Source organism: Rufibacter roseus (genome assembly GCF_001647285.1).
Taxonomy (GTDB): Bacteria; Bacteroidota; Bacteroidia; order Cytophagales; family Hymenobacteraceae; genus Nibribacter; species Nibribacter roseus.
Map to the genome: position 1 here is coordinate 326,103 of NZ_LRML01000001.1, position 25,389 is coordinate 351,491.

Sequence of the window (25,389 nt, forward strand, 5' to 3'; positions counted from 1 at the left end):
CGGAAGGGCAGGTTGAGATTCTCAACCTGCCCTTCCGCTTTAATAGGTATCTAAATTAACTATGGTAAAACAGTTACCTCCACTTCTTTTACCACCGTCTTCTGTCCGTTAATGTGTACATTAGAAGCCACAAAAGTGGCGGTGTAGGTGCCTGGAGCACTATAGGCATAGCTGTGGGTTGGTTTGCTAAGCGTATATTCCTTTATAGGGGTTCCGCGGTCCGGGCTAACTTTATTTGGGTTCAGGGGCTTTGATATAGCCCATTCTTCTGACGCCTCTAAGGTTGAAAAAGGGTTAAAGTATACCAATGTAGAAGTGTAAACCCATTTGCTGGCAGGGTTTAAAAAATCTACACTTGTCCACCCGGCGGTAGTTAACGTTGCCACGGGTGCGGTAGATCCATTCTCAAAAGAATTTGTAACGTTAAATGCGTGAATTCTCCAGGTGCGTTGGGTAGGAGATGTGCCTGCAGGTTTTTCCCCAACATATTTGAAGGCTAAATAAATTGGTTTTCCACTCACCAACAGGTCTGTTATGTCTTTTTTACCAGAATTTACAATGGGGCCAAGTCCGGAGCCCGTGCTCCAGGTAAACCGGTCACTAATATCTACCCATGTGGCCTTAGCCACTTCTTCAGGGGTATAAGTGCCTGAGAAGTCTGTGGAGGCAACTAAACGAAGGTTGTTTACCTGGGTACCGTACAGTACTTGGTTTATAAATTCCAGCTCTAACTTGCCACCAGTCAGTTCTGTTCTCTCGCGGTTCTTATATTCATTGCCATTTTCGCCGGAGTAAAACGTGATAATATCCGGGTCACCCGAAAAACTGAAGCGTGCTGAATCTCCTATTTGTACTTCTGCATCAACTACAGATACATTAAAGTTGGGAGCTTCCACTTCTTGGTCTTCGCAGGAGCTAAGTATGCCTAAGAGCAGGAGCAGGTACAGGTATTTTGCTTTCATTGTGGTAATTTTTACAAATGATTCAATCATAACAACTGAAGAATATTACCAGCCAGGGTTATTCTGGGTGATACTGCTGTTCAAGCTTAATTCCCGTAACGGGATGGGGAGCAGTAAATTTCGTTCTGAGGTATTGATAGCGGCTTTTAGTGCAGCTGCTTTAAGTGAAGCGTCAAACGGATCTGCGGTTACTTCCATTTGAACGTTTCTCATTCTAACTAAGTACTCGCCCCACCGTACCAGGTCAAACTTACGCAACCCTTCTGAGAAAAGCTCTTTGGAGCGCTCGTCCATAATGGCTAAGCGCATGGCTGACACATCAAGGTCTTTAAGATCGTACTCTTCTACGTTTGTAGCCCCTGGCCTTAATTTACCAAATGCTCTACGTCTTACCAAGTTAATGGCTTCATGCGCCAGGGGAGTTGGGCCATTAACTTCATTTTCAGCCTCAGCAATCATGAGCAAGACATCAGCAAAACGGAGAATAGGGAAATTAATGGAGGTAGTGTTCAATGCTTTAGGCTGAGCCGTTTCATACTCTCTTCTCCACTTGGCATTTTTACGGTTATAGATCTGAGTGGAGGTGTACCTTCTTTTGGCTGTACCTGCATTGCTGACATAGGTATAAGGGGCAATGTTCCAGTCGCGGCGGGTGTCAGGGGTATAAAGTATTTTAAACGGGTTGACTGAGCCATCGGCATTGATGCTGTCAATGGTGAAGGCAGGTAGGTATAAATCAAAATGGCTCTTTAGTACATTTATGATAGAATAGCTATAGCCAATTTCTTCATTAGAGGTGCCAAGCCCGTTGGTGTTTCCCAGGTTGCCTTCTTCGTCTACTCGCCCAGAGGGACCTTTATTATATTCAACTTCCCAAATCACTTCCTTCAAATCATACACGTCTCTTGCCTGGTTGATGAAGATGTTCGCATAATTTGGGTTTAGGCTATGGCCAGCGCCATTGTCACGCACTTTAAGAGCCCAATTTAATGCCTCTGCATATTTAGATTTGTCGTTTAGGGGTTCGCCTGCCATTTTTAAATATACCCGGGCTAAGATACCCTGCACCACAGATTTTGTAACACGGCTATTAAAGCTGTAAGCGGTAATAGGGTTAACCATTGCTTCTGCTTCCTCCATTTCTTTGGTGATGAAGGCAAATATCTCCTTGGCTGGGGTACGCGGAATATTGACATCGTTTACAGAGGAAGTAGGTTCTGTTCTGAAAGGAACATCTCCCCAATAAGTGACCAGCAGAAAATAGTAGTAAGCCCGCAAGAATTTTGCCTCACCGCGTACCACTGTTTTTTTCTCTTGGCTCATGTCTGCCTTGTCTAGGTTGGCCAGCAGCACATTGGCTCTGTTGATGCCGTCGTATAGGTTGTCCCACAGAGCGGCCACTTTTACATCAGAGGCATCATAGTTATTGAATGACATATCTACCTGTACCCAGGAACGCATATCAAAAACCTGATCTGCCACATCTGAGTCAAACCACAGAATTCTTGAATACATTCTGCCTAAAGGATCATAGACTCCATTTAAGACAGTATTTATATCGCTCTCATTCCGGAAATAATTACCTGGTGAAATAAAGTCTGATGGTGTTGTTTCAAGAAAGTCCTGACAGGAGAATAAGCCTGCGGAAATGAAGAATAAAGTGCTATAAAGAAACTTTTTCATGATTTTCTAAAATAACTTAAAACGTTACGTTTACACCTAAGGTAGTAGTTCTGGCCCTTGGGTAGGCTGAGTAGTCAAAGCCTGGGGTTAGGGCTCCGGGTCTAACAGAAACCTCTGGGTCATAGCCGGTGTAATTTGTCCAGGTGTAGAGGTTCTGAGCAGCTACATACACTTTCAAGGTATTAATCTTAATTCGCTCCGTAAGGTGCCTTGGAATAGTATAGGTCAACTGGGTCGTTTTGAATCTGAGGAAAGAACCATCTTCCACAAAGCGGGAAGAGTAGCTGGTAATACCGGTTTGTCCGTTTGCCCTTGGAATATTTGACTCAGAGTTCTCGGGGGTCCACCTGTCAGCAAAGGTGGCAAACTGGTTCATGCCATAGCGCCATCCAGATTCCAGATAAACCCTGTTTGCATTGATAATATCGTTTCCGTAAGACCACTGGAAGAACAGGTGCAGGTCAAACCCTTTGTAGGAGAAGTTGTTGGACAAGCCCCCAAAATGCACAGGGTTAGGGTCGCCTATAACGGTTTTGTCTGTAATGCTGATGATGCCGTCGCCGTTAATGTCTTTGTATTTAATATCGCCGGGTCTGATGTTAGCTCTCGGAGCACCATTGGTAGGTACTGTTTCTTTTAACACATAGGCGCCGGAAGGAGACATGTCAAAATCTTCATAATGGTAGACGCCATCCCAAATTAAACCATAGATCTGGGCCACAGGTTCATTCAATTTTGCCACATAAGCCGGTATGTCCTGCCAGGCGTAATCAAACGGGATCAAGGAGAAGATTCTTTCTTCATTCTGGGCTAAAGCCAGTACTCTGCTTCTATTGAAAGTAATGTTAAAATCCGTGCTCCAGGTAAACTCTTTTCCTCTTATGGGTTCAAAGCCTAGCGCTAATTCAACACCTTGGTTTCTGGTTTTACCCACGTTCTTGAGGCCGCGGCTGTATCCGGTTGAAGTAGGAAGATTAGCGTAGAGCAGAAGATCAAAGGTGGTCTTACGATAAAAGTCTACTGTCACAGACAAGCGGTGGTTAAAAAACGCAAGGTCTACACCAAAGTCTGTAGCCTCAGTGCTTTCCCATCTAAGATCCTCATTGCCTAAGTCGCTGGCGTAGCTACCTACGTTTGGTGTGTTGTTGAAATAGTAGCCGGCATTTTGCGGTAAGGTAATTTTAGGCAAGTAGGCAAAATCACCAACCCTGTTATTACCCGTAATACCCCAGCTGGCTCTTAATTTAGCAGTAGAAACAAAGGGCAGACTTTTCATGAATTCTTCATCATCTAACCTCCATGAAACTGCCGTTGACGGGAAATAGCTCCACCTGTTGTTCTTGCTGAATTTAGAGGAACCGTCTGCCCTAAATGAAGCGGTTAAAAAGTACTTTGATTTGTAATTGTAATTTACACGGCCTAAAAACGAACTCATGGTCCATTCTGAGGAACTTGAACTGATGGAGTTAGGAACTCCCTCATTCAAACCGCTTAAGCCCAAGTTATCATTTGGGAGCTGAATGGCGTATGCCCCAAAACCAGAGCTCTTGCTACCCTGTGAGGTAAAGCCTGCCACTGCATTGACTAAATGGTCTGTAGCAAAACGCTTAATATAGGTAAGGGTGTTCTCGTTTGTCCAGGTGTTCGATTTAAAAGTAGTGATGCCGCCGTTTACTCTGTTGTTGAATTGGGCGCTTAAGGTGTTGGGGCCGTTAAAGATATTGTACTCTCTGTTGCTCCGGGTAACGCCTCCTGTCACTTTCAAGGTAAGTTCTTTTAGGACCTTGTATTCTAAGTACCCATTGCCTATCAGTGTTTCAAAATTGTTGTCCCTTATTTCATTGTTAACCGTCATGACAGGGTTAAATGTGTGGTTGTCACTTCTGTCCTGGTCTGTTTCGGCATTTTCTAAAAGGTCTAACGGATTAAGTGTTGGGTCACCGGTAACAGGTCTGAAGGCCCAAACATTGAAGAGTAGGTTTGATTGGGCAGAACCTGCATTGGCAGAAGAGGGGGTGCCGTAGGTTTTGTAGGTGGAGAAGGTTGTGTTTACACCTGCTTTCAGTTTGCTGGATATTTCCTGGTCAAGGGTTAATCTTGTTTGGAAGCGATTAAAACCAGATCTGATCATGATGCCTTCCTGATCCATGTAAGAGGCCGAAACACTGTAAAGGGTTTTATCAGAGCCGCCACGCAACGCCAATGAATGGTTTTGGATGGGTGCTACACGCATTACCTGGTCTTCCCAGTTAAAACCTTTCCGGTTCCTGTAATCTTCTATGGTTAAATCTTCGCCGTTTGGTCCACGGTTCTCTAAGAAAAGACTGGTGGTTCGGGAGGGAGATAGTTCATACTGTAGTTTAACATACTCATAGGGGCTGAGTACTTCCATTCTTTTACGGCTCTCCTGTAAGCCATAATAGCCATTGTACGTAATGACAGGGTCACCTTTGCGACCGCGCTTGGTGGTAATAAGCACTACGCCATTAGCGCCACGGGCGCCGTAGATAGCCGTGGCAGAGGCGTCTTTTAAAATATCAATTGACTCAATCTCTTCAGGGTTGATGGCATTTGCAAAAGCGTCTTCACTAGGGAAGCCATCTATCACGTATAACGGAGAGTTGTCTTGAGTAAGAGAGTTGGCCCCCCTGATAATAATGCTGATGGGAGAACCGGGTTGGCCTTCTGAAGAAGTCACTTGAACCCCTGCTACCCTTCCCGCCAGTGCCTCGTCAAAGGATTTTACGGGAGCCTTGACCAGATCTTCCATGGCAACTGACCCAATAGCACCGGTTACGTCAGCCCTTCTGGCCTCGCCATAGCCAATGTTTACTACCTTTATTTCCTCCAGGGTCTGGGCGTCTTCAGACATCTTTACATTATAGACCGTGGCATTGGTAACTTTAACCTCGCGGGTGGTATACCCAATGTAGGTAAATACTAATGTGCCTGAAGCCTCTGGTAGGGTTAGGCTGAAAATTCCTTTTTCATTGGTAGAGGTAGCAATGGTTGTGCCTTTTAATGACACCGTTACCCCTGGCAGTGGCTCTCCAGAAGCTGACGTTACTTTACCAGTGATTTCAGTAGCTACACGGGCAGCCAGTGAGCCTTTGTTATGTTCAGAAACCCAAGAGTTAATGGCTCTGGAAGAGATATTAGTACCCTCTTTGGCAGGCGAAGCCGTGGCACTGACCATAGAACAGCCTAGTGCGAAGCAGAGAAGCGTTAGCTGTAGTTTGTGTAGTTTGTTTTTCATAAGTAAGAAAGAACGGTTTCTGGATGTGTCATAACCCATAGACAATATAGTGATGCAGTCAATGCTGAATGAAGCAGGTGGCACGAATGACCATAGTAAAAGCTGTTTTCTTCAAACTCTATTACAGGAGTTATAAGCGAGAAACGGGAAAGTAAAGGCTGTTTCCAAAGGAAGACACTCTTCAGGCTCTTAACTGGTGCGTTATATAATTAAAACTAAAGATGCTTTAATTGATTTGTTAAATATATGTAACTTTCATTTTAAATAAAATTAAAATGTTAAAAATCTTATTAATTAATGCTTTATAAGAAAAGCATGTATTTCTAACACTGCATCAGAAGATTGTGTAACTCCTTTTGCAGTTTTGCGAATTTCAGGTGCGCCATTCTTGAGCGGTTGCTGTAGCAAGCGCTAATATCTAACTTGCCCACATGAAACCTCTTTCTGTCTTTAACTGGAGCGGCGGCAAAGACTCTGCGCTTGCCTTGTATAGGGTGCAACAGCAGCAGAAATGGCAGCTGCACAGTCTGTTCACCACCCTGAGCCAAGCCCACCAAAGAGTAACCATGCACGGAGTACGCGAAGAACTGATGCGTGCGCAGGCAGAAGCATTGTCTTTGCCTTGGAAGCCCGTTTTCCTGCCTGAGAATGCCAGCATGAGTGAGTACAATGAGACGATGGCTGAGGCGTGGGCAAACTTTAAATCTGAAGGAGTAACGAATGCGCATTTCGGAGATATTTATCTGGAGGACTTGCGGAAATATAGAGAGGGGCAACTAAAGGAAGTAGGTGTGACGGCAGAGCTCCCGCTGTGGGGAGATTCGCCGGAGCGCTTGTTGCAGGAATTTTGGCAAGCAGGCTTTAAAGCAAAAGTTGTGTGCGTAAACGGGAAACATTTAGATTCCTCCTTTGTGGGAAGAGAATTGGATGATGCGTTTATTCAGGGGCTACCTGCCCCCGTTGACCCCTGCGGCGAAAACGGGGAGTATCATTCTTTTGTGTATGATGGCCCAAACTTCAAACAGCCAGTGCCCGTGCAGGTAGGGGAGGTGGTGTATAAAAGCTATGCCCCAGTTACTGAAAATACAGAAGATAATTGCTTTGCCTCGGCCCCGCCGGCCTATGATACAGGCTTCTGGTTCTGTGATTTGCTCTTAGTTTAGCCTGATTCCTTGTGTTGTTTTTGGCTTGTTTTTCAGAAAACAGGCTAAAAATGCGTAGCTTCCTACGTTATTCCAGAGCCGTATGCTGTATTTCCTGCTAAAAACCCTTTTTCAGATTGCCCTGCGCGTGTTTTTCAGGCGCTTTACGGTGGACAACCGACATTTTCTTCAAGCGGATGGGCCGTTGATCGTGGTATCTAACCACCCCAACACGCTCATGGACCCTGTGGTCACGGCTTCGCTCATGAAGCAGAAAATCCACTTTCTGGCCAAAAGCAGTTTCTTCAAACCCGGTATTCAGGCATGGCTTTTCCATCAGTTGTTCATGATACCCGTGTACCGCCGCGAAGACGTGGGAGCCAGCGGCACTGCCCAAAATGACGCCACTTTTGCCAAGTGCTATGAATTTTTGGGCAAGGGAGGCACGCTCATGGTTTTTCCGGAAGGCAACAGTTTTATGCAGCGCCGCCTGCGCCCGCTTAAAACCGGTACCGCGCGTATTGCCTTAGGCGCCGAGGCGCAGAATAATTTTGAGCTGGGGCTGCGCATTTTGCCCGTGGGGCTCAATTATTCTGACCCGTCCAGGTTCAGGAGTGAGGTTTTTGTGAACGTTGGCGAACCCATTGCCGTGAAAGATTTTGAGGCTGCCTTTGCTGAAGATCCGTTCAAAACGGCCCATGCGCTCACAGACCATCTGAAAGATCGCCTGCAGGATCTGGTGATTCATACCGAGACCGACGAAGAAGATGCCCTGGCCAGGCAGGTAGAGGCTGTTTACCAAGACAAGCTGGTGAAGGAGCTAGATTTAGCAGATTCTGAGCCCAAAGAGAAGTTTTTGATCACAAAGGGAATTGTGCAGAGCATCAAATATTTTGAAGCCAAAGACCCGCAGCGTGTGCACGCCCTCACAGCAGAACTGCAAGACTACTTGCAGCACCTCAGCAGTTTAGGTTTGGCCCCTGACGGAGTCAGAAATGCTCCCAAACGAAGCCGTGTGGCGTGGGGTACGGTAGAAACTATATTGTATTTGGTGCTTGGTTTGCCTTTTTACCTGTTCGGAGTAATTCATAATTATCTGCCTTATCTGCTGCCCTCCAAAATTGCGAGGGCTCTCACCAAAGACGTAGAGTTTTACGCGCCCATGATGATGACCATTGGTATGTTTACCTTCCCTATGTTCTATGCGCTGATTGGCTTTGGAGTACATGCCTGGCTAGGGTTGTCTGGCTGGGCTTTGGTGGGGTATATAATGGCGTTGCCCATCACCGGTTTCTTCGTGCTGCATTATTGGCACCGCATTGAGGTAGCACGCCGGCATTGGATTTTCTTTTCATTGTTTTACCGCCGCTCCACCGTGCTGCAACAATTACTGCAGCAGCGAACTAATTTAATACAGGCCTTAGAGGCCGCTAGAGCGGATTTTTTGGCCTCTTTTCCAGAAAATAACCCTAAAACAGAAGCAGTGAGATAGAGAAAGATGGCAGTATTGTTGTAAGTGATAAACAACAGATATTGAACAATTCCGGCAGAGGCTCTGTTAGCGAATCAAGACAGCCTAATACGGGTGCTCTACAAGAAGGTTACATAATTTCTTACAGATATGCGTTTTTCCTCTTTAATTCTCCTACTCCTTTGCTTTGTTGGCTTCTCTTGCCAGACTTCTGATATTGAAGAAGAAATTGCCGCCATTCCTCTTCCAGATTCTGCCAAGTACTTAGCGCTCGGTGATTCTTATACCATAGGGCAGGGCGTTTCGTCTAATCAAACGTGGCCAATGCACCTTTCAAATCAACTAAGCCAAGGCGGAGTAGGGGTGGGTGAGCCGCTTATTATTGCCCAAACCGGTTGGACTACCGGTGACTTGCTGAGACAGTTGAAGAACATGAGCCTGCCTAATGATTATAGCATGGTCTCTCTGCAGATTGGAGTCAATAATCAATACCAGGGACGTAGCATTGAAGAGTTCCGCCGTGAATTCAGGGCGCTGCTAACCGTTAGTAAGAACCATGCGCAGAACAATGCAAAAAATGTGCTGGTGCTTACCATTCCAGATTGGGGAGCAACACCCTTTGCCGCAAGCCAAAACAAAACGCAAATAAGTGTGCAGATTAAACAGTTTAATGATGTTATATATGACGAATCCGGTAAAATGGGCATAGCCGTAGGTAATGTGAACGATCTGTCGCTGCAAGCAAGTACAACGCCAACCTTACTGGCCTCAGATGGCCTGCACTACAGTGGTAGCATGTATGAGAAGTGGGCTGAGCGGGTTCTTCCTTTAGCCAAAACTATTCTGGCGGATTAATTTCAGAATAAGCTCATAAAAATTTTGAGGAAAAAGGCCATGGAAAGAGGTTTTCATGGCCTTTTTTATGTTCTGGCTTAAATTTTTTTTGTGCCGCAGAACAAATTGGAACGGAATGTGTAATAGCAGTTGTAGCCGCCTCAGTAGCGGTTATGTAACACTAAACAGTTGGACGTATGAAGTTGAGAAAAAACTATTTAACGGCGCTACTAGCCCCCGCTCTGGTAGCCATGGCAATGATGCCCGCCCCTGCGCAGGTTAACTCCGCAGCCAACTTATCTAAAGATACGATCGCAATGGAGACAGGCACTGAAACTCCGGTAAGACGCGAGACCCTGTCTGGAATAGATCTGTACCCCCTGAAAAAGACCGATAATGTTTTCATGCTTTCTTTTCAGCAAGATCTGAAGGAAGACGGTGTGCTTGAATTCAAAAACGCATCGGGCAAGGTGTTATTTACCAAACCTGTCACTGCCGGTGATCATACACTAGCCCCACCTATGAGGCTTGGGAAATTAGGGGCAGGTATCTACTTAGTAGAAGTAAAGACGCCCACCACGGTATATTGGAAAAAATTACGCGTTCGGCTGTAAGTAAGCTTTTGCCAAGCCAAAGATTTATAAACAGAAAGCTCTGCTTTGTTTACAAGGCAGGGCTTTCTGTTTATAGACAGGATATTTTCGTGTGGTTGAAGCAGTAAGTTACCATGTGAAATGAAGCACTACCAGCTCAGATAAACCATCGTCACTATCTGTCACCGCTACGGCCTCTACCAAGCCATCAGTATCTTTTAAGATGCAGATAGACTCAATTTTGCCTTTGTAGGGCATTCCGGTTTTATCAGTGATAGGTACTACCACCGTGGGGTTGCTCAGGGGGCCTCCGGGGAGGCGGTGGGCGTGAATCCAACCTACCATGCTGCCGTATACTTCCCCATCAAGTACGGCGTTGGGTGTTTCTTCGGCGGAGGCGGTAAATAGAAGGCGGCCTCTCAAAGCAGAAGTAACCCCAGAAAAGCCGGTACTGATATTCTCCAGCTCAGGTAGCGCAAACGGTTTAATCTCCATTGGTGCAGGGGCTGCTGCTCTGCCCAATAGAAAAGGGGTAAGGCTGTGCAGGCTGTAGGTTATCAATACATTCTGACCGCCTGGCGCGAACCGTTGCAACAGATACACATATTCTTCGTCGGCTGCCAATCCTTCAATATTCAATAGAGCCTTGCCTACTACTTTCTGGTCTTTTGCCAGTTGTCCGTACAGCTCTTGCAGAGGTACCTGAATTGGCTTGCCGGGTCCTGTACGGTTCACAGGCACCAGAAAACCTATGTTTCGCTTTTCGGTTGAGCCGGAGCCAATGATAAACAGGAAATGCTGCCCCTCTAACTCCAAGGAGGTGATGGCTTCAAAATCTGGCTTCATTGGTTTAGGAATCCGCCCCTGGCTCATAGAAGTAGTAGCCGTTAAGGTGGTTTTGTTTACGATTTTGAACTCTTCGTCTAGCGTGAACAGGTAAGGAGAGTCATCGCCTATGACGTAGTAGCGATTGCCTATTTTCTCAATGCCTGAGGCTGATGGTATGCCCTCTAGCGTCATCTTCTCTTGAATAACAGCCTTGGGTGGGGACGGAGAAGATTCTGATGGGGTTTGGCAGGCGGAGAAAAAGGCAGTCATGGAGATAAAAATACTGAACTGTACCAGAGCGTATAATCTTTGCATAATGGAAAGAACCGTTGGTTCAGTTCCTATAAACGTGCCCCAGCAGAATTTTGCCGAAAATACAGCGAACTATCTGATGCGTTTTTAACCTATTTTCTGAAAATAAGCTCTAAAACAGCCTTATACCAATGCCAGTTCTTCCAGCACCTGACGCGCCCTGATACAGCTGGCTTCCTTGTCTTTTATTTCCAGCATAATGTCCACGTCCAGCCCGTTGAGGTGGCCTATAAACTCCCGAAACAAGTCAGTGTCTATGCTGGTCACGTGCTTGCCTTTTCGCTCTCCCGGCGATTGGGAACTGTAGTCCATCATGAGCACACCGTCTTGCGTGGGGTGCCAGGTTCCTGCCGCCAGTTGTAAAGCTTCGGCCATAGACTCACCGTGGTTCAGGCATTCGTGGTGAAAATTATCGAACAAAATAGGAATGCCCGTCTCGGCGTTAAGCTCCAGGCAATCGCGGAGACTGTAGAGGCGGTCATCGTTCTCTACCACCAGCCTTGCCTTTACCGCCTCGGGCAGCATGGTGTGGTACGTGTGAATAAATCGTTTGAGCGCGGCCGGTTTGTCGCCGTACACGCCGCCGGCATGAATCTGGAGTTTAGCCGTAGAATCGAGCCCCATCAAGTCCATTACGCTGCCCTGGTAAATAAGCTCATTGATGCTGTTGCGCACAATGCGTTCATCTGGTGAGTTGAGCACAACAAACTGGTCAGGGTGCATGGAAATACGCATGTCGTGCCTTTTAATGAAATCACCTAGGCGGCGAAACGTCATTTTGAAGTGCTCCTGCCAATTGTAGTTGCAAACTTCGTGCGAGGCAAACGGCACCAAGCCAGAACTCATCCTGAAGAACAGAAAGCCATGCTCCAGGTTGTACTCCAGAATACGGCGCAGGCAGGCCAGGTTCTTCTCCACCATTTGCACTAGCTTTTCGTCTGAATAAGACGCTAGCCTAAACGTGCCTGACGAGCTGCAGTCCAGAGATTCATTTACGCAAGGATAGCCAATTTTCATGTTCTTCGGGTTTAGGTGAGGTAAACCAGCGGGGCGGCCAAAGGTTTAGGGTTTTATAAACGAATGAGGTGAGGGAGAGTTTAGGAGTGGCTGAAAGTGTTTTAGGGCTGTTTTTGTGAAAACAGCCTCAAAACAATAGTCATTCTGCAACAGGAGACCTCGCAGTGTCTCCAAGACCTGCGAGCGTCTGTGCCAGTAGCCATTGCTTATTTTAAGACTCAAGACTCAGAGCTCACGACTCAGAACTCCTATTTCACCTCCACTTCTTTTGCCGCCTCTCTTCCGAAGAAAGTTGGGAAATACATCAGTTCTGCCCTGGCTGGGTTTAAGGTGTAGGTGCCTTTGTAGCGGGGAAGGAGCTTAATGGTAAAGGTATAGTGGCCTTTGCTCAGGTGATTGGAGAAAATGCTCACTTTGTTCCGGAAGTACTCACGGTGAGCTTCGTTTGGTCCCCAAGTGGACTTGCTGTCATAAGTGCAGCCCGCCGGAATGGGCACTTCAATCATCACGAAAGAGGCATCGGCTTTTACTTCTACCTCCACTACCAGATCAACCGGTTTGCCGGCGTCTAAGGCAGCCTTGGCTTGTGTAAAGTTTGCAAAGGAAGTGCGCACAACAAAGTCTTTCTCTACCCGCGTTGGTTGGGCTACCCACTCATTTTGGTACGCGGTGAGGTACAGCGGCAGCGACCCCTGCTTGCGGAGCGTGAGTGGTTGAGTTGGCGTAAAGGTAGTGTCTGCTGGGAAGCGGCTGAGAGTGGTGTTCAGGTCTCCGGTTAATACCAGCGCGTTTTCGGGCGTGGAGCTATTGTCCTGCATTACATCGGGCAGGAGCGTTTCTAGAATTCTGGCTGATTCATAGGTGTTGCGCCAGTGACCAGTTTTACGCTCGCTGAGGAGGTAAGCCAGTATCTGGCGCAGTTCCTGCTCGTGGCCGCCGGCGGCTTTCAGAATGTCATACGCCAGCAAGGTGTTGGAGATGTGGTTGTTGATGAGATTACTTTTCTCTTCGCCCCAGAACAAGCCGCCTTGCATGGTTCGCTGGCGGTGCTTCTGGAGGGTGTCTAGCGGGGCAGGAAGTTTCAGCTGTTGCCGGAGGCGGGTTAAGCGAAGCTGCTCTTCCAGCGTTAGTTCTGTCTGCTTCTCTAGTTTAGAAACGTAAGCCGGAAAATCTACTTTAGCTTCCAGCTGCTGCAGTATCTCCAGAGCTCTGACTTTGTCCTGTGCGTCTTTCTTTTCTAGTTCGTAGGTCAGGTACTCTATCAGCTGTGGTTTTTTGAAGCTGGTGTTGTAGCCATCTGCTTGAGCCATGACCAGAGCCTCGGTGACATGGTGGCTTATCCAGATATAGGCGGGGCCGGTGGCCCACCAGCTCCAGGTACCGTCTTGCTTCTGAGTCTTCTCCAGAAACTTTATAAGGCGACGCACCATGCGGTCATGTTCAAACGGCTGCCCTAGGTTTTCCCGTATGCGTTTCTCCCACAACAGTCCAATCAACTTAGAGGCAGCTTGCTCATTGCACCAGTACTCGTAGCGGTGCAGGTAGTCAATTTCATTGAGCATTACCTGTAGCAGATTGTCTTGCGCGTAGAAATGCACCGGGCCTTTGGCCGGGTCAAATGTAAGGGTGACGGTGGTGTCTGAGTGTAAATTTAAAAATTGGCCCTGCCGCTCTACCACGCCTTTTTTATACACGCCAATATGCCGCCGCTCGCCGTCAGAGAAACCGTTGCCTTGCCGAAGCATGAACATGAGCTCCACCGAATCTGGCGCTACGGCTGGCGCCTGAATCATAAAAGTATCTGCATAAACTCTGTCTAGTTTTAACTGCTGCTCACGTAGGGTGCTACCGTTAAAGGCGAATGTAGTCTTAACCGCAGCGGTGTCTGGAAAATAATTCACAGCCTTGCCGATGATCTGTGCTTTGTCTCCCTCAATCAAGAAGCGGGGGCCACTGAGCGTGGCCATCATGGCTTTGAAAGAACGGATTTCGGTGCTGGTCTGGCCGCTGCGTTTATTTCCGTCCATAGCCAAGACATTCGCTTTCCAGCTCGTGACATCACCTGGAAAAGTGACTGGGAAAGTGGCTTTACCTTGCTTGTCGGTGGTGAGGCGGGGCTGCCAGAAAGCGTAGTCAGAGAAATAGCTGCGGATAGAATTGGCAGGGTCTGTGTCGCCGGTTTGTGCTAAGGCCTGCTCTGCCTGCTCTTTTCCTTTTTGGGTGGTGATGATGATGACACCGTTGGCACCAGCCGCCCCATAAATTGCGGTGGCAGCTGCATCTTTCAGCACAGAGACAGATGCCAAATCATTTGGCTTTAAGTCATCTAAGTTACCGCTGAAAGGCACACCATCTACAATAAGAAGCGGTTGTTTAGTAGCATCAATAGAAGAAATTCCCCTGATGTTGATATTAGCGCCCGGCTGACCAACTGCTACACCTGCTACGGTGCCGCTTAGGTTTACTGTAGTAATAGAGCCGGTCAAGGACTTTCTTTCTACAGTTCCATATCCCACCACCACTACTTCTTGTAAAGCCATAACATCGGCCATTAATTTTGCATGAATGGCGCTTTTCCCCTGAATGGCTACTTCATGAGGCATGTAGCCGATGTAAGAAAAAACTAGGGTGCCGTTGGCGGGGGCGTTTATAGTGTACTGCCCCGAAAGGTCAGTGGCGGCACCAATAGTGGTTCCTTTTAAAACAACAGTTACACCGGGCAGGGCTTCTCTGGTTTCGGCGTCTGTCACGGTGCCTATAATAGTGTGGTTATAAAGGCCTGCGCCACTGGTTAGAGGGGTGACTTTGGGTGGTGCAATAGGTTTCGGTTTCTGAGCTTCTAAGACCATGGCTTTAGTGGCTAGTATTTTCTGCTGTACCAGCTTTGTTAGTGCCCGGCTTTGTACATCAGCGTCCTTTAATTGGGCAGAAGAGAAGTTTATATGTAGCACTCCGTCGGCCTGAATGGCAACCTGCGTAGAAAGCTGCTTTTCATCCGGGAAAATGAGGAGGAAACGGTACGTGCCAGGCATGAGGTGAGAGACGGAGCGGGTATCCCCTCTAAAAATCTTAACTGAATCTGTGGGCTGCTGCGGCTGGTACAAAAAAGCATATGTTGGCGCCTGTTTGAACGTCGAGTCTAACTGCCAGGACAGCCGACCTAAGCCTTGAGCTGAGGTATGACGACTGGTGGGGTAAGAAACCTCATTAAGCCACCTGAGTTCGTCCTGCGCCAGCCATAGTTTTCTTAGAGTAGAATCGGTTAATAGAGTTTGTGTGAAATCTGCCGGGGTAAGCTTATCTTTTGAGTAGCGGGAAAGGTAGACATGGTCTGGCAGTGTCTGTTTTTCACGCATTTTCAGCAAACAAGGCTCAAAACGGTGGGTATAATTAGGCTCCGGAACAAACCCAGTGGTGAAGTTGCCCAAGTGGCGGAAGTACAGACTGTCGGGGCGAAAAGGGCCCGCCAATAAAGTAGGATAGCGTTGGGTTCTGGAAGTATTGGTTCGGTAGTAGTCAGGGCGGGCTGGTAAAAGCTGTACCCGGTTTCCTTGGTGCAGATAGATTATTCCGCCGTAAAAATTCTGTTCTACCGGCAGTAAGTAATTACTCAAATTCTTGCGCTCCTGAGTTGAAAGCTGATGCTTCTCAGCATTCGCCCGCCACTGGTACATTTTATTTTGGTCAACGCTCAAAACCAGCTTCTGCTTGGCCATAAAGAAAACGCTGTCCAGCGTAATCAGGTATTGGTCTGTGCGGAGTTTAATGGTGTGGTAGCCGCTGTCGGCAGGGAAGGAGTAGGCGGGTTTTACATCGGTGCCAGAGAAATAAACGGGCACTTCATCTACATACACCACATGCACGTCAGCTACTCTTCCTGAGTCTACCACAAAAGGGGCAAATTGGGTGAGGCTGTCGGGGGCGGGGCTATAATTGGTGAAAAAGCCCGTGGGTGGGTATAGGAGTTGGTAATACGCCAAAGTGTCCAGACCCATTTCACGGCTCCAGTGTTCCCAGTTCAGTTTCTGCTCTTCCCTGGTTTTAATGTTGTCTAGCTTGAACTTGCTCCGGGCTTTTCTGCCTTTGTAATAGCCAAAGAAAGGTACTGTGGGTGGCGAGGTATTTTTGAATTTAGACGTGATGGCATAGGCGGTGAGGTCTACTTTTGGAGCGGGTTTGCCCTTGGCATCGGTTACTGCTACCGTTACTTGCGTCTGCTGCCCCGGATACACCGTTGGGGGCACCATAACAGCCACGTCCAATTCTTTTTCACGGTACGGATTGCCATATTCTTCCTGCTTCACCTCACCAGCCCAAACGTATTGCAGCGACACATGATAAGTTTCATCGCCCTGAAGTTTGCGGGTAAAAGACCACTGGGCTGTGGTGTCTTGGCCACGGGCAATGAGGTTGTTTTTGCGGTACACAAAATACCAGAACGGCAGCTTTCTGGGGTTCTGCAGAGAGAAATAAATAGAGTCTTGGCTGCGGTCAGCCATGAAATTTATGTTGGCGCCTTTGTCTGCCGCATTCAAAGCTGTCAGTAATTCCCCCGACCGTAGTTCATAGATGCTGGCGTAAGGGTGCAGCGGGAATTTAGTGGGTAGCGTTACCTTTTTTTCCTGAAGCCTTTGCCCTTCTTTGTTAAGTAATGTAAGAACAGCCTCTTTCGTTACTGTTGAATCTCCTTCCAAATAATTGGCTTTCAAGCTGTCTTGCAGAAGGGAGAGTTGCAGCTGTCCTTTTTGGTAGAGATAAATGCCACTTACATTTTTGGTGCTGCGCTCATTGCTGGAGTTCAGGAAAGCGGCATGAATTTGATATTTCATGCTGGCTTTCGGGAAGATGCTGGGCGGCAAGTCAAGGGTGGTTTCACCGGTGGCGTTTAGAGGCTGGGAATGCGTCCAGAGAGTATCTGGTACAAAAACGGAGGCTTGGTCTGTCTTGATTACTTGTGAGCTGAGCACCGTTAACTCCACCCGTGCATCTGGCAAGTTGAGGCCGTTGGCATCTTTCCCCTGCATGATAACCTGATTGGTTTTGCCGGTAGTATGTTCCTGGTGTTTCAGCCGGAGCTCGAAGTTGTTCTCTTTTAGTTCATACTCCTCATACCGGAATGAGCCGTCCATTACCTCCAGGTCATACCATTTCCGCTCCTGCTCCAGATTCAGGTAAACATAGCTATCCAGCTTTAGTTGCAGAGAATCATGTAGCACAAAGGAGCCCTCATAGGCGCCAGGTCGGTATGGAGTAAGTCGGCCTACTATTTTGGTTTTTTCGGAGGTGTAAATGGAGGCAACAAGCGGCTTCTTGTAAAGCTTGTTGTTGTTTTTCTTCAGGATGAAAGCTTTATAGCGCACGGTGTCGCCAGGTTGGTACATGGGCTTGTTGAAGATCAGAAACCCTTTGTACTTCTCATCGCCTTCACGTTTGTAATCATCCTCAAATAGGGAGAAAACGGTGCGCACCACGCCTGTGGGTTCATGGTTGTCTAAGCTCCTGATAATATCCTGAAAAGGCTTGTAGAGGTAGTAAACCGGCACGTAATACAGAATCTTCCGGTAGAGTGGGGGAGTTTGCGAATTTCGGTCTAGGGGTTGGTAAAAGGTGAAGCCTTGGTGCTCCACTGCCAGTAGCCCTTCTTTCTTGGCTTTGGCCAGGCGGTAGGTTTGGGTAGCCTTGTCAAAAGGAATTCTTTTCTTTTTCACCCACACGTTGGCGTCAGAAATCAGATTGCCCTGGCTGTCATGTACCACCACAGCCAAATCTATTTGGTTCTGCAGAAGCTTCATTTCCAGATTGCTCTGCGAGCGCAATTCAAATACCAGTTCAGGGCCCGAGGCATAAGTGAAAAGGTAATGCCCCTGTGCTAGCGGTTTAGAATATATTTGATGCGTGGGGAACGAATCAATTGCCGTATGGAAATAGCTCTGCTTTGTCGCCTGCACACCCTTCTTATACAGGGTCTTCGCCTCAGCGTCGGTAATTTTATAGACGTAAGTGAAGTAGCTGGTGGTGCGGCTGTTCGCCAAATTTTGCTGACCATAGGCGCTAAAGGCAAAGAACAGGCAGCATGAAAGCAGGAGCAGTTGAAAGGGCAGGCGGCGGGGCAGGGGCATGGCAAAGGTTGTTTAACAGTTTAAGATAGCAAGAATAAGCTGATTCCCAAGAAAGCGGTGGGCTTGCGTTTTAAGGCTGATTCTCAGAAAATAAGTCTAAAACGCCTTTGTCAACAATAGATGCAACTTGCATGCTTATTCCATATTCTTCTTTTGGATGGGCAGCAAAAAAGCCTATTTTTGCGTACAGTTTTTAAACAGACCGTTCATCTTTCACATAATCCACTACACATGAGTGTTTTAGTAAATAAAGATTCCAAAGTGATTGTGCAGGGCTTCACTGGCTCAGAGGGTTCTTTCCACGCACAGCAAATGATTGAATATGGCACCAACGTGGTAGGTGGTGTAACTCCGGGCAAAGGTGGTTCTACCCACTTAGACCGTCCGGTGTTCAATACCGTAGCCGAGGCCGTTGAAAAGGCTGGCGCTAACGTGTCTATCATTTTCGTGCCGCCGGCGTTTGCCGCTGATGCCATTATGGAAGCCGCCGATGCCGGTATTAAAGTAATTGTGGCCATTACCGAAGGTATTCCGGTGAAAGACATGGTTGCTGCTAAAAACTACATCAAAAACAAGTCAGTAACCTTAATTGGACCAAACTGTCCAGGTGTGATCACGCCAGGTGAGGCTAAAGTAGGTATCATGCCAGGTTTCGTATTTAAGCCAGGTAGAATTGGCATCGTGTCTAAATCAGGTACGTTGACCTATGAGGCCGCTGACCAAATTGTGAAAGCCGGTTTGGGTATTTCTACCGCTATTGGTATTGGTGGTGACCCTATCATTGGTACGCCAACCAAAAACGCAGTGGAGCTGTTGATGGAAGACCCAGAGACCGACGCCATTGTCATGATTGGTGAGATTGGTGGTAACTACGAGGCCGTTGCTGCTGAGTACATCAAATCAACCGGTAACAAAAAGCCAGTAGTTGGTTTCATTGCTGGCCAGACCGCTCCGGCCGGACGCAGAATGGGCCACGCCGGTGCTATCATTGGCGGAGCCGATGATACCGCTGCCGCTAAAATGCGCATCATGCGCGAGAACGGTATTCATGTGGTAGATTCTCCAGCTGAGATTGGTGAAACTATGGTAAGAGTACTGAAAGGCGAAGCTGCTAACGCATAAGCTTAGCATACCAGATAAATAGAAAAGGCTGCCCTGCAAAGGGCAGCCTTTTCTATTTAGTGCATATTCTTTACGAAGAGGTAATTTTAAAGTAAATATAAGGTAATATACAGAAGATAGCTTTGTAAGAGATTAAGTAGTTAAGCTCTAAAGCTATAGCCCTTGTACCCGATAAAGGATATTCTTGCGCCATCGCCGCCCATTTCTCTCCCCTTGCTACAGCAGTTTCAGCACTCTGCCGGAGGACGCTTACTGCTGCATCTGCTTAAGCTCACGCAGATTGATGCTCTTTTTAAGAGAAACGAAGCACTACATGGTCTTGATTTTGTAAGTGCCTTGCTGCAGCAACTAGGTATTACGTATACTCTTGACGCTAAAGAGCTGTCAAATTTACCTGCCTCTGGCTCCTTCATTGTGGTGGCGAACCATCCTTACGGCGCTTTAGACGGTTTGCTGTTGCTGGAGATTTTGAAACAGCGCAGACCAGACGCCAAGCTAATGGCCAATGACCTGCTTGCCTCTATCCCTAATCTGGCCCCCGTTTTCTTACCTGTAAATCCATTTGACGCTAAAGCCAAAAAAAATATATCAGGCATGCGACAGGCGCTGGAGCATGTGCAGGCAGGCAGTCCGTTGGGCATTTTTCCGGCCGGTGAAGTTTCTACCTGGCAAATGGAAACCCAAAAGATTGTGGACCGGCCATGGTCTCCTTCTATTGGAAAATTGCTGGCAAAGGCCAATGTTCCGGTGGTCCCTATTCATTTCAGTGGGCACAACAGCCTAGCTTTTCAGCTCATGAGTTTGGTGCACCCCAAGTTGCAGACTGCCCGGTTGCCCGCGGAGCTGTTAAACAAAAAAGGCCATCATGTGCAAATCAGGATAGGCAGACAGATTAAAACCCAAGAACTTCTGGCAATCCCAAAGTCAGAGCTGCTTGCCTTTGTGCGGGCTAAAACATACTCTTTGGCGGTGCTTCCGGTCAGCCGCAAAGCAGAGGCCATAGAAGAACCGGCTATTGCCCCAGAAACTGACCCGCAAGCAATATGGCAGGAAATACAGCAGTTGCCGGCGCACCGTAAAATTGTGAGTCATCTGCAGTATGATGTTTTTTTGGCCAGGGCTGCCCAAATTCCGCAGGCGTTGCGTGAAATTGGGCGGCTTCGGGAAATAACGTTCAGGCAAGTGGGCGAGGGAACCCGACAGCCTCTGGATTTAGACCAATATGACCACCACTACCAACATCTCTTTCTGTATGATAGGGAGGCGCGCCAGATTGTAGGGGCGTACCGGGTGGGCAGAGGCAAGGAGATTTGGAAGAAACAAGGCAAGAGGGGGTTCTACCTGCACTCACTCTTCAAAATCAAGAAAGAGCTTACCCCGCTCCTGAAACAGTCGTTGGAGCTGGGGCGGTCTTTTGTCAGGCCAGAATACCAGCGCAAGAACCTGCCCCTGCTGTTGCTATGGAAAGGGTTGAGTCTCTATCTGGAACAGAGGCCTGAGTGTAAATATTTAATTGGACCAGTGAGCATAAGCAGCTATTTTAGTAACCTCTCACAGTCATTGATTGTGCGGTTTATCAAAGACCATTACTTTGACCACAGCCTTGCCTGCTTTGTTAAACCCAGAAAAGCATTTAAAGCCAAGCTTCAACTAACAGACCATGTGCATCTGCTCTCCCAAACGCAGGAACTGCAAAGCCTAGACATACTAATTAAGGAGATTGAGCCACAGCACACGGGTGTACCGCCTCTTCTTAAGAAGTACCTCATGCAGAATGCGCGCATCATTGGGTTTAACATTGATCCGCTGTTCTCAGATTCCCTGGACGGCTTTATGGTCATGAATGTGAACGACCTTCCAAACGCTACTCAGGAGTTGTTTGATCGGGTAGATGGCCATAAACAAACATCATAGCTGAAGATGGGATGTTTTTAATCCTTCTTCCATCATACTTTGGTTAGTTTACTTCCAGATCATTCTTGCTCGGTAACTTAGGGAAGGGCGCATGTGGCTCGGTCTGGTACCAGTAAGAAACGGTGGCTATGTCTGATTTCTGCGGCAAATAAGGCCTAGGGCGCCCACGGTAACCTAAATCCTGCACGATAACTTTTAAGTCTTTCTCAAACCGAATAGGATCCAATATGTGCCAGCGGTACATTCCGAAACGTTGTTGAGATTTGTATAAGCCATCTGGCCTGATTACCTGGTGCAAACCGGCATACGCGGTGGAGTACTCCTCATATTGTTTTGTGGCTTTGTTCTCAAAATTGTAGGAGCCGTTGAAATAATCCTCAGTGCCAGTGCCTACAATGGTGGCGAAATCTTTGTCGCCATCCATATAGAATTTCATCTCACCTTCGCCCCACCAGCCATTGTTGTTGGCCCCGAAAGCCATGTAGGTCCCTACATAATGTCCTTTGCCTTTGATACCATCTACTAACGTGTGCAGTGAGTTGGTAGTGGGGTTGCTCCGGCGGAATTGAGCATGAAAATAACCTTCATCCTCAGGTATGTCTGTAAGAACGTAGTTCACCTGGTAATACAGGCGCATTTCCGCATCAGTATTGGTGTTTTCCATCGTAATTTTACACTTTTTACGGAAGGGCATTTTCCAATAGCTGTTAAAGGAACTGCCGGGGTTTACAGTTATGGCCAGTGAATTCAACGGGGCATACACTCCCCAGCCCATGCCAAAGAAGTCGCCAACCGGTACTTCTACTGAGGGATCCTTTTCATCATCCCAGTAAATGCGCATAATGGTGTAGCGCCAGTTGCCGGTAGGAGTCATCCAGATTTGCTGAATGGCGCCGGGGCCTTCCATCTCGGCTATGGTAAGGGTTTCCCCAGCTTTTATGATGACGTAGGGGTTTACTTTCCAGCCTTGGCCTAATTCTGAGGCGTTGACAGCAGCATTGGCGACGTTACGTTTGCCCTTGTCTTTTACCGGATCAGCCATGCCACCTTTGCCTTTTGCACCCGTGAAGTTTTCTGGGCTAATGGAGCGGGTTTTGGCATCTGATAACTTGGAAAGATTGCCCATGTTCAGGTCTAAGCCATTGAACTTGCCTTTGTTCTGGGCTTGGGCAAAGGTGAACAGGAAGATGGAAATTAGGGTAAAGATTATTTTTCTCATGAGTATTCATTTGAGGTTGAAGGTTCTTTAATCAGATTAAATTCTTAGAAAACAGTCCATCTATGTTGGCCTGTGCAGGGGGGATAGCTTGCTGTTTTGATGCTGTTTTGTAGAAAATAGCCCTACAATAGCTTTTCAAAGCAATAAGAGAAACTGTTACAGGTTCCTCAGCAAAGTAATTGTTGAAAATAAAAGCCTATTATGGTTACTCTTAGCCTTTTCAAGAAAGCTTAGCTTTCTTGCCAGACACTAACACCTTCTTCACCGGAATGCTGCCGTAAGCTACTTGCAGTGACGGCTTGCCTCCTTTTAAAGTAACTGTACCAAAGCCTTTCTCGGTAGAAATGAAAGAGGTGAAATCGCCTACTTTGGAGTCTATGTGCAGAGTGCCGTCTACGGCGTCAAACCGAACGCCGGTAAGACTCTCTAAGAAACCGTAGCTGGCTTGGGCTCTGCCATACCAGTGGCCGCATTCGTACTCGTTGAAAGGATTTCTTACCTTACCATCATACCGGTCACGGCAGGTTCTCACTATTTCCAGACCTTTGTCTACCTGCCCGTGTAACATTAGATGCGATGCTACTTGGTACTCAATACCGGTCCAGACTTCGTCGCTGTACACAAAAGGCAGAGACAACTTACCTCCCTTGGGCCAGGTACAGATCAGGAGTCCGCCCTCGTTGCCCGCGGCATAGGTTGGACGTTGTGGATTGGCATGCTCAGTAAGGTCTTTCTTAAGGTTGTATTTATGCACCGCCAGTAAGTGGCTTTGGGTTTTATGAGGGTCAACGGGCTCTTCTAACGCGCACATGCGAGCTATCCAACCACCTAAAATGCCGTCAGACAAACAACCCGTGCCGTATTGGTACTTGGGTCCTTCTTGTTGAAGCAAGGCCAATGCCTCTTCAGAGTAGCCGCCGCCGATTGATATTTCAGAGGCTTTCACCGGGTCCGGAGCTTTTAGGCCTGTCCACTTAATTTTCTGGATGAAATATTCCCCGTCGTACAGTTCGGTTTCAATGTATTTCTTGCCCTGGGCGTAGAGCTTTTTGTATTCTGATACATCCTGCTTCAGGGCTTTCCCCATTTCTACCATAGCTTGTAGCGCACCCAGGTAAAAACTGGTAATCATACCATTGGGTCCCCAGAACTCTATGTCATAAGTGTTGTGGTGAGGCTCTTCTATAATGCCTGCGCGCCGCGGGTCCCAAGTGTCAATGCACCAGTCAAGGCTGGTTTTCACCATGGGGTACATCTTTTTCAACCAAGTGGTATCTCCGCTGATGCGCCACTCGCGGTGCACTTTCATGATGGTTCCAAGCTGACCGTCGGCGGCGGCGTGGAAATCATGCACCAACGGGGTAATAGGCAGGTTTGCCCGGAAGCCCTGGTGGCCGTCGGCGTTTTGGTTTTCGCAAAACTCAGTGTGGCGCAGGCTTCGCTCCAGAGAAGGGAAGAGATGCGGAATGGCCTGTGCGTAGTTCCAGACGTGGGTACAGCTACCTGCGCAACAGCCTTTTACATCGGTGCAGCCTTCCCAGTTCCAGAGGCGCCCGTCATACTGCCGCAGAACGGTAGGTGACTTGATAATGGTAAGGTTTGCCGCCACGGCCTCAATGACTTCAGGAGGCAGGGTGCTGGAATAAAACGCATCACGGAAGAGACCCGATTTCTGACGTAGGTCCTGATAGTTGGATAGCCAGTAGTTAACTACCTCGTCTACGTTTTTAAACTTACTGCTGTACCAAGGTTTGTAGGTTTTGCTGTCATAGCTCTTCGTATTCTCCAGGTCTTTCTGGTCTGGGGTAATACAGTTGCTGGCCGTGGCTTCACTTTCTTCGCCTATTTTACCAAAACGCACATCAGAATTTGGCATGTACCAAGCCATCATAACCTTTACGGTTTTTTCTTCACCCGGCTTCAGCCTGAAAGGTACATACAGAGAGGCGCCCGGCGCACCAGACTCAACTGGTTCAACAGCTTTTACATTGCCTTCTTTGATGTTGTTCCAGGCCATAGACAGGGGATCCCACCAGCCACCCCGAAACCATGTGTGGTCTACCACGGTGCTAGCCTCATCTGTATAAATAGCGAAGTTGCTCTGTAGGTGCGGTTGCTTTTTGGTGCCATTCTGAGCTAGTAAAAAGCCATTCTTCATTTTCTTGATCATGCCCAGCGGAGAAGTTTTCTTTACGCTGGCCTTAGGATCTTGCACTACAAAGTTGCGGGCGTTATAAGAAAATACGGCCTCTATGGCTTCTTTGCTTTGGTTCGTGAACTTGTATTCCAGCGCGCCTACCGGTAGGCTAGAGTTATCTTCATCAGTTGGAATAAACGGGCTCCAGCCTGTTAGCTGCACTTTAACGGGAACAGCTTCATCTGCCAGGTTTATAATGCCGAAAGGAAATTGGGCAACGAATTCAACCTGATTGAACCGTGGTAAACCGTAAATGGCACCACCCGAGCCATTGGCATTATTAGGTTGTCCAAAAAGCTTCCACTCCGGAACCGGCCCTTCTATCACTCGGGCAACATTTTTCTCACCTTTTATGGTAATGGCCCCAAACATGGTAGGTTCATGAAACATGTTTGGCTTATTATGGACTGACATATGCGAAATGGCGCCGCCGCCCTCCAAACAAAACATGCCCGCCCCAATGCCCCCAATTGGGAAAGCCACTCGTCGCAGGTTTTCGCCGGTATAGGGAGTATTGTACTTGCGGCCGTTTCTCTCTTTCTCTTTGCCAGCCTCTTTTGTTTGCGCGGCTTTATTATTTGTCTCACTCTGGCCAAGACCTGGGTTAGCGAGCAAAGTGGTAGGAAGTATGGTTGCCCCAATTCCTCCAATTCCTACTTGCTTTAGAAACGACCTACGGTTATTATTTTTTTTCATGCTACTTGAATTTAGATTCAGCAA

The 25,389-nt window shown here is 47.6% G+C and carries 14 protein-coding genes; 6 read left to right on the plus strand and 8 right to left on the minus strand.

The window, feature by feature from the left end:
- Positions 1 to 59: 59 nt before the first annotated feature.
- Genes A8O23_RS01040 through A8O23_RS01050 form a run of 3 tightly spaced genes read right to left on the minus strand, consistent with a single transcriptional unit; the run spans position 60 to position 5,901 of the window.
- A complete protein-coding gene (locus A8O23_RS01040) occupies positions 60 to 962 on the minus strand; it encodes a DUF5017 domain-containing protein (protein WP_161486674.1) in 903 nt (300 codons plus the stop codon).
- A gap of 45 nt (positions 963 to 1,007) precedes the next feature.
- The gene (locus A8O23_RS01045; protein ID WP_066615458.1) at positions 1,008 to 2,645 is read right to left on the minus strand and encodes a RagB/SusD family nutrient uptake outer membrane protein; all 1,638 of its coding nucleotides are present in this window, start codon (positions 2,643 to 2,645) and stop codon (positions 1,008 to 1,010) included.
- Between the two features lie 16 nt (positions 2,646 to 2,661).
- Entirely contained in the window at positions 2,662 to 5,901 is a 3,240-nt protein-coding gene (locus A8O23_RS01050) for a SusC/RagA family TonB-linked outer membrane protein (protein ID WP_204377662.1), read from the minus strand.
- Between the two features lie 431 nt (positions 5,902 to 6,332).
- On the opposite strand from A8O23_RS01050, the gene A8O23_RS01055 reads away from it, so the two are divergent.
- From A8O23_RS01055 to A8O23_RS01070, 4 genes are all read left to right on the plus strand, one after another.
- Positions 6,333 to 7,064 (plus strand): Dph6-related ATP pyrophosphatase, encoded by a 732-nt coding sequence (locus A8O23_RS01055; protein ID WP_066615462.1) that lies wholly within the window; start codon positions 6,333 to 6,335, stop codon positions 7,062 to 7,064.
- Between the two features lie 82 nt (positions 7,065 to 7,146).
- Positions 7,147 to 8,535, plus strand: coding sequence for a lysophospholipid acyltransferase family protein (locus tag A8O23_RS01060; protein ID WP_066615464.1), 1,389 nt, complete (start codon positions 7,147 to 7,149; stop codon positions 8,533 to 8,535).
- Positions 8,536 to 8,664: 129 nt separating this feature from the next.
- Positions 8,665 to 9,369: an SGNH/GDSL hydrolase family protein gene (locus tag A8O23_RS01065; RefSeq protein ID WP_066615466.1), complete on the plus strand. Its 705-nt coding sequence runs from the start codon at positions 8,665 to 8,667 to the stop codon at positions 9,367 to 9,369.
- Between the two features lie 176 nt (positions 9,370 to 9,545).
- Positions 9,546 to 9,962, plus strand: a complete 417-nt coding sequence (locus tag A8O23_RS01070; RefSeq protein WP_066615468.1) for a T9SS type A sorting domain-containing protein — start codon at positions 9,546 to 9,548, stop codon at positions 9,960 to 9,962.
- Between the two features lie 108 nt (positions 9,963 to 10,070).
- On the opposite strand, the gene A8O23_RS01075 is transcribed toward A8O23_RS01070, so the two are convergent.
- The 3 genes from A8O23_RS01075 to A8O23_RS01085 all read right to left on the minus strand — a co-directional run bounded on the left by A8O23_RS01075 (position 10,071) and on the right by A8O23_RS01085 (position 18,217).
- Positions 10,071 to 11,084: a DUF6929 family protein gene (locus A8O23_RS01075; RefSeq protein WP_082882832.1), complete on the minus strand. Its 1,014-nt coding sequence runs from the start codon at positions 11,082 to 11,084 to the stop codon at positions 10,071 to 10,073.
- A 120-nt stretch (positions 11,085 to 11,204) separates the two neighbouring features.
- Entirely contained in the window at positions 11,205 to 12,098 is an 894-nt protein-coding gene (gene uvsE / locus A8O23_RS01080) for a UV DNA damage repair endonuclease UvsE (protein ID WP_066615470.1), read from the minus strand.
- Between the two features lie 248 nt (positions 12,099 to 12,346).
- Positions 12,347 to 18,217, minus strand: a complete 5,871-nt coding sequence (locus tag A8O23_RS01085) for a carboxypeptidase-like regulatory domain-containing protein (protein ID WP_066615472.1) — start codon at positions 18,215 to 18,217, stop codon at positions 12,347 to 12,349.
- A gap of 231 nt (positions 18,218 to 18,448) precedes the next feature.
- Here A8O23_RS01085 and sucD point away from each other — a divergent pair, with 231 nt between their 5' ends.
- Positions 18,449 to 19,339 (plus strand): succinate--CoA ligase subunit alpha, encoded by an 891-nt coding sequence (gene sucD, locus A8O23_RS01090; RefSeq protein WP_066615474.1) that lies wholly within the window; start codon positions 18,449 to 18,451, stop codon positions 19,337 to 19,339.
- Positions 19,340 to 19,501: 162 nt separating this feature from the next.
- Positions 19,502 to 21,253 carry a lysophospholipid acyltransferase family protein gene (locus A8O23_RS01095; RefSeq protein ID WP_066615477.1) on the plus strand — a complete coding sequence of 584 codons (1,752 nt, stop codon included), beginning with the start codon at positions 19,502 to 19,504 and terminating at the stop codon, positions 21,251 to 21,253.
- 43 nt (positions 21,254 to 21,296) lie between these two features.
- On the opposite strand, the gene A8O23_RS01100 is transcribed toward A8O23_RS01095, so the two are convergent.
- Both A8O23_RS01100 and A8O23_RS01105 read right to left on the minus strand, forming a co-directional pair.
- Positions 21,297 to 22,472 carry a glycoside hydrolase family 172 protein gene (locus A8O23_RS01100; RefSeq protein ID WP_066615478.1) on the minus strand — a complete coding sequence of 392 codons (1,176 nt, stop codon included), beginning with the start codon at positions 22,470 to 22,472 and terminating at the stop codon, positions 21,297 to 21,299.
- A gap of 220 nt (positions 22,473 to 22,692) precedes the next feature.
- The gene (locus tag A8O23_RS01105; RefSeq protein ID WP_066615480.1) at positions 22,693 to 25,365 is read right to left on the minus strand and encodes a GH116 family glycosyl hydrolase; all 2,673 of its coding nucleotides are present in this window, start codon (positions 25,363 to 25,365) and stop codon (positions 22,693 to 22,695) included.
- Between the last annotated feature and the right edge of the window lie 24 nt (positions 25,366 to 25,389).